Source organism: Mesorhizobium sp., assembly GCF_004962925.1.
Taxonomy (GTDB): Bacteria; Pseudomonadota; Alphaproteobacteria; order Rhizobiales; family Rhizobiaceae; genus Mesorhizobium.
In genome coordinates this window covers 264-5,800 of record NZ_SUEO01000104.1, presented here as the reverse complement: position 1 = coordinate 5,800, position 5,537 = coordinate 264, and the positions used below count along the sequence as shown (strand labels likewise).

The window sequence follows — 5,537 nt, the reverse complement described above, 5'->3', positions numbered from 1 at the left end:
GCCTTGGAGGCACCGAGCCGGCCGGATCATCGCCTCCATATCTTGCGCGAGATGGAACCTGGCTTGCCGGGGTGGGTTATTGCCCAGACGCGTCGAGGGTTGGGAAATGCCTTCAACTGCCATCCAAAGCATAAATTACGATCCCGCAACGAGGACCCTCTCGGTATGGTTTGTCCCAAGCGGACATCGCTACGATTACGACGACATGCCGCCGCAGACCTACGCTGCATTCCGCAAAGCCTCGGCAAAAGGTCGGTTTTTCAACGCGTTCATTCGAGATCGGTATAGCTACCATCTGGTCGAGCAGAGCCAGTCGGGGTGAGACCCGGTGCGCTTGCGTCGAGAATGCATCCAGGAAAGAGACGGCTTCCTCGTAGAAACCGGTCGGTCGACCGGTCTTTCATTGCGCCGGCGGCGTACCGGGTTGATCGCCGCCCGTCGACGACTTGGGCGTAGGATCTTTGTCGACCTCGGGACTTTGCTCGACGGTGTTGGTGTTGCTCTGAGTCGGTTCAGTGCTGCTGGTGCTGCCCTGTGTCGGTTCGGCCTCGTTGCTGCAGCCCGCTAAAGCCAGAGCTGCAACCAGAGCCGACAAAAACGACAGTCTCGTCAATGATAGTCTCGTCATGGCCAACCGCTCCCTTCCTGGTCGACAACGGCGGGTCGTGAATTTGGTTGCAGCGGAACGGTTTGTCTGTGGGCCAGGCATCCGATCATCGCCGTGTAGGCGCCAAGGAACAAATCTGCGCGCCGCCACGTTGCATTTCCAGTGCAAACGCTTGTGACAGTGAGGCTGTTGTCTTGGCGCCGAGAGCAAATTGGAAGGGCTTCCTGAAAATTGGAGAACTTAGCTGTCCGGTGGCGCTCTATACGGCTGCCTCGACGTCAGAGCGGATCGCCTTCCACACGGTAAACCGCGCCACGGGACATAGGGTGCATCGCGCGTTCGTCGACAGCGATAGCGGCAAACCTGTCGAGAAGGACGATCAGGTTAAAGGCTATGAGGTCAGCTCAGGTGACTACGTCGTGCTCGAGCCCGATGAGGTCGCAGCCGCTGTCCCCGAGAGCGACAAGACGCTGTCGGTTTCGGCCTTCATCGGTTGTTCTGACGTCGATGACGTGTATTTCGACAAGCCGTATTACCTGGCCCCGCCGGACAAACACGCGGAAGAAGCATTTGGGCTGATCCGCGAAGGCATGCGCAGGAAGAAAGTCGCCGCGATCGCCCAGACCGTCCTGTTCCGGCGCATCCGGACCTTGCTCATCCGGGCCTATGACGAAGGGCTGGTCGCAACGACGCTGAATTTCGACTACGAGGTGCGCTCGGCGGAGGAGGCCTTCGACGACATCCCAGACATGAAGATCACGGGCGAGATGCTCGAACTGGCCGAACACATCATCAAGACCAAGAGGGGCACATTCGATCCGACCAAATTCGACGACCGTTATGAGGCAGCCCTGGCCGAGCTTGTGAAGGCGAAGCTCGAAGGCAAGAAGATCGCAATTCCGAAGCAGCCCAAGCGGGAGAAGGTCGTCGATCTTATGGACGCGCTGCGCCAGAGTGCCGGCGTTGGCGGCAAGCAGCCCTCGACCAGAAAACCCGCGGCAAAATCCAAGCCGGCGCGCCACGCGAAGGCGAAGCAGACAGCGCCGCGTCGGAAGGCCGGCTGACCGATGGCGCTCGAGACCTACCGCAAGAAGCGCGATTTTTCGGTCACCCCGGAGCCGCAGGGCCGCAAGGCGCCGAGGACGGGGAACAGCTTCGTCATACAGAAGCATGATGCGACGCGGCTCCACTATGATTTTCGTTTGGAAATGGACGGCGTCCTGAAGAGCTGGGCCGTCACCAAAGGGCCGAGCCTGATCCCTGGCGAGAAGCGCCTTGCCGTTCATGTCGAGGATCATCCCTTAGAATATGGCGGATTCGAAGGCACCATCCCGAAGGGAGAATATGGCGGCGGCACCGTCATCCTGTGGGACAGGGGCACCTGGACGCCGATCGGCGACGCGCATCGCGGCTATGCGAAAGGCCATCTCGACTTCGAACTTCACGGCGAGAAGCTGGGCGGGCGCTGGCATCTTGTGCGGATGGCCGGAAAGCCACGGGAGAAGCGCGAGAACTGGCTGTTGATCAAGGGCGACGATGACGCCGCACGCACCGAAGGAGATCCTGACATTCTGGACGAGCGGCCGGAATCCGTCGCCACCGGCCGCAAGATCGAGGATGTCGCCGGAGAAGCGCCCGGCTGGTCGTCGAAGACGGGACGCATCGGCAAGCGCCGCGGCGGCCGCACGAGGGCCGCTCCCCCGGAAGAGCAGCCCGCCACCGTTGGCGTTCCGGAGCCGTCAAAGATCAAGGGTGCCAAGAAGGCAGCGCTTCCCGATTTCGTCGAGCCGACGCTGGCGACGCTGGTTTCGTCCGCGCCGTCCGGAGAACGCTGGCTGCACGAGATCAAATTCGACGGCTACCGGCTGCAGGCCCGGATCGAAGCCGGCCGCGTCAAACTGTTGACGCGCAGCGGTCTCGACTGGACGAAGAAGTTCGGAAAGGCGGTCATTTCGGCGCTGGCCGATATACCTGTCGGAACGGCGCTGATCGATGGTGAACTCGTGGTCGAGACATCCGCCGGCGCGTCGGATTTTTCCGCGCTGCAAGCCGATCTCAGCGAGGGCCGCAGCGATCGCTTTCGCTTCTACGTCTTCGACCTGCTTCATCTCGACGGGTACGATCTGCGCGATGTTGCGTTGATCAGGCGCAAGCAATTGCTGGAAAAGATCATCGGCGGTGATAACGGCATCATCAGCTACAGCGGACATTTTGAGGAGAATGGCGCTCTGGTCCTGCAACACGCCTGCCGGCTGAGCCTGGAAGGTATCGTCTCCAAGCTGCGCGATGCGCCTTACCGCGCGGGCCGCAGCAAGAACTGGGTGAAGTCGAAATGCTCGGCGCGGCAGGAATTCGTCGTGGCCGGCTACGTCCCCTCGTCGACCTCGCGCAATGCAATCGGTTCGCTTGTCCTGGGTGTCTATGACGACGGTAAGCTTCATCATGTCGGGCGTGTCGGCACCGGCTACACGGCAGCGGTCGCACAGGACCTGTTCAAGAAGCTCGAGCGGATACGCATTCCGTCAAGCCCGTTCGATGAGCGGCTGAGCGCCGAGGAGGCTCGGCAAGCCCGCTATGTCAGGCCTGAACTCGTCGCCGAAATCGAGTTCCGGGCCTGGACCGCCGACGGCAATCTGCGCCACGCCTCGTTCCGCGGATTGCGCGAAGACAAGCCGGCGAAGGAGATCGTCCGCGAAACGCCGAAGACGAACAAGGCAGTACCCAAAGCTCAGCGCCGGACCGTCAAGCTTACCCATCCCGACCGCCTCTATTGGCCGGACCAGGGCGTGACCAAGGAAGGTCTCGCCGACTACTATGCCGAAGTCTGGCGCCATGCATCGCCCTTTATCGTCGGCCGGGCGTTAGCGCTGGTGCGATGCCCAAACGGCATTTCGGGCGAGCAGTTTTTCCAGAAGCATGCCTGGAAGGGTCTCAACCCAAACATCGTGCTGGTCCACGATCCCAAGGATCCGCCCGACGAGCGGCTGATCAGCATCAATGATCTCGATGGGCTGATCGGGCTTGTCCAGTCGGCGGCGCTGGAGATCCACCCCTGGGGTTCGATGGTGAGCGATTGGGAGCGTCCGGACACGATCATCATGGACCTCGATCCCGGCGAGGGCGTGAGCTGGGAGGCGGTGATCGAAGCCGCCGTCGAGACCCGCGACCGGCTGAAGGATGTGGGGCTTGTCCCCTTCATCAAGACCTCCGGCGGCAAGGGCCTGCACGTCGTGGCGCCAGTGAAGCCGAAAGCGCAATGGCCTGTTGTAAAAGCTTTCACCAAGGCGATGGCCGACGCCATGGCTTCGGACAGTCCCGGCCGTTACGTCTCGACCATCACCAAATCCAAACGGCGCGGAAAAATCCTCGTCGACTATCTGCGCAACCAGCGCGGTGCGACCGCAGTCGCACCCTATTCGACAAGAGCACGACCGGGTGCGGCGGTCTCGATGCCGCTTTCCTGGGACGAACTCGGCCCCGGCATCGGACCGGCCTATTTTACGGTCGAGAACACGCCGACCCGGCTTGCATCGCTACCGTCGGATCCCTGGCAGGACTTCCGAGCTGCGGCGGCGCCGATCGAAGAACCGGGAAGCCGGCGCAAGAAAGCGGCTTGAAAACCGTATACGGAGAGGACGCCCAAGGACTCAGGCGATCTGCTCAAACGTGCATTGCTCCGGTGCCTTGTCCGGCCGCCAGCGCAGGAACTTGGTGCCATGCCGGAAACGGTCGCCGGTGACATGATCGAAGCGTACTTCGACCACCAATTCGGGCCGGACCGGCTCCCATTCGCCGCTGCGCTCGGTGCTCCAGCGGCTCGGTCCGCCCGGCGCTTTTCCGGTAAAGCCGGGTGGCTCGCGCATCGCTTCGAGTTTGCGGGTAAGCTCAGCCCTGTCATCCTTGGCGATGGTCGAGGTGAAGCCGACGTGATCGAGCTTGCCGGCCTCGTTGTACAGACCCAGCAACAGAGAGCCAACCTGCCGGCTGTTGCTGAGATAGCGAAAGCCGCCGACCACGCAATCGGCCGACCGCAGCCGCTTTACCTTCACCATCGCACGCACGCCCGGCTGGTATGGATCGTCCAGCCGCTTGGCAACCACGCCGTCCGTCTCCCCATGTCCGGCGTCCCCCAGCCAGGAGTGGGCTTCCTTCACGTCGTGTGTGCAGTGTGAGAGCACGATGCTCTTACGGTTTGCCGAGGCGACGAAAGTCTCAAGGATCGCCCGTCGTTCTTCCAGTGTCCGGGCCAACAGGATGGTTCCGTGCTGGTCGCAGAGCATGTCGAAGAGGACGATGTGCGCCGGAATTTCCGCGGACAGCTTGCGGATCCGGCTCTCGGCGGGATGAAGCCGCATCTGGAGCGCGTCGAACGACAGCTTGCCGTCGATCGAGATGACGATTTCACCGTCGACGACAAAGCGGGGCGACGGCAAATCCCTCAGTGCCGCGACGAGTTCCGGAAAATACCGTCCGAGCGGCTTGCCTGACTTTGCACGCAACTCCACCGCGTCATCCTGGCGGAATGCCAGGCAGCGAAAACCGTCCCATTTGCGCTCATATTGCCACCCCTCTCCTTCGGGAATCGCATCAGCCGCCTTGGCTTCCATCGGAGGCGTATCGAGCGGCAGGGGAAAATCGCGGATCATCAGCCAGTCCGGGCATCGACACGACGGACGTCCCGCAGTCGCAAGCCCTGTTCGGGGAGCGCCGGTATGCGCGACAGATCCAGCGCCAATTTCTGGTCAGGGATTTCATAGCTCATCGATCGGGTCAGCAGGCGGATTGCCTCTTTCATCAGCGCCACCGTGACCGCCTCGCCCGGGCAACGATGTGTGACCGAAGCGTCGCCGCCGCCATGCGCCACGAAATCGTAGCCTTGCGCCTTCCAGCCTATGCCGCGATCCAGCGCAAAGGCGTTCGGTACAGGGAA

General features: G+C 62.0%; 5 protein-coding genes and 1 pseudogene. 3 read left to right on the top strand and 3 right to left on the bottom strand.

Annotated elements, in window-relative coordinates; genetic code table 11:
* Positions 1–106: 106 nt before the first annotated feature.
* Entirely contained in the window at positions 107–322 is a 216-nt protein-coding gene (locus E5W87_RS20085) for a KTSC domain-containing protein (protein ID WP_292401236.1), read from the top strand.
* A 78-nt stretch (positions 323–400) separates the two neighbouring features.
* On the opposite strand, the gene E5W87_RS20080 is transcribed toward E5W87_RS20085, so the two are convergent.
* Positions 401–613, bottom strand: coding sequence for a hypothetical protein (locus tag E5W87_RS20080; protein WP_292401232.1), 213 nt, complete (start codon positions 611–613; stop codon positions 401–403).
* Positions 614–801: 188 nt separating this feature from the next.
* Here E5W87_RS20080 and E5W87_RS20075 point away from each other — a divergent pair, with 188 nt between their 5' ends.
* Together E5W87_RS20075 and ligD are read left to right on the top strand one after the other, a co-directional pair.
* Entirely contained in the window at positions 802–1,671 is an 870-nt protein-coding gene (locus tag E5W87_RS20075) for a Ku protein (protein WP_292401230.1), read from the top strand.
* Positions 1,672–1,674: 3 nt separating this feature from the next.
* A complete protein-coding gene (ligD, locus tag E5W87_RS20070) occupies positions 1,675–4,224 on the top strand; it encodes a DNA ligase D (protein ID WP_292401226.1) in 2,550 nt (849 codons plus the stop codon).
* A gap of 30 nt (positions 4,225–4,254) precedes the next feature.
* On the opposite strand, the gene E5W87_RS20065 is transcribed toward ligD, so the two are convergent.
* Together E5W87_RS20065 and E5W87_RS20060 are read right to left on the bottom strand one after the other, a co-directional pair.
* On the bottom strand, positions 4,255–5,253 hold the full coding sequence (locus E5W87_RS20065; RefSeq protein ID WP_292401223.1) for an ATP-dependent DNA ligase: 999 nt from the start codon (positions 5,251–5,253) through the stop codon (positions 4,255–4,257).
* Positions 5,253–5,537 (bottom strand): annotated as a pseudogene (locus E5W87_RS20060) (hypothetical protein); the annotation flags it as partial. The gene E5W87_RS20065 and the pseudogene E5W87_RS20060, both read right to left, overlap by 1 nt.

Coding starts and splice junctions, on each gene's coding strand:
- E5W87_RS20085 (WP_292401236.1), top strand. CDS start 107: ATGCCTTCAACTGCCATCCAAAGCATAAATTACGATCCCGCAACGAGG.
- ligD (WP_292401226.1), top strand. CDS start 1,675: ATGGCGCTCGAGACCTACCGCAAGAAGCGCGATTTTTCGGTCACCCCG.
- E5W87_RS20065 (WP_292401223.1), bottom strand. CDS start 5,253: ATGATCCGCGATTTTCCCCTGCCGCTCGATACGCCTCCGATGGAAGCC.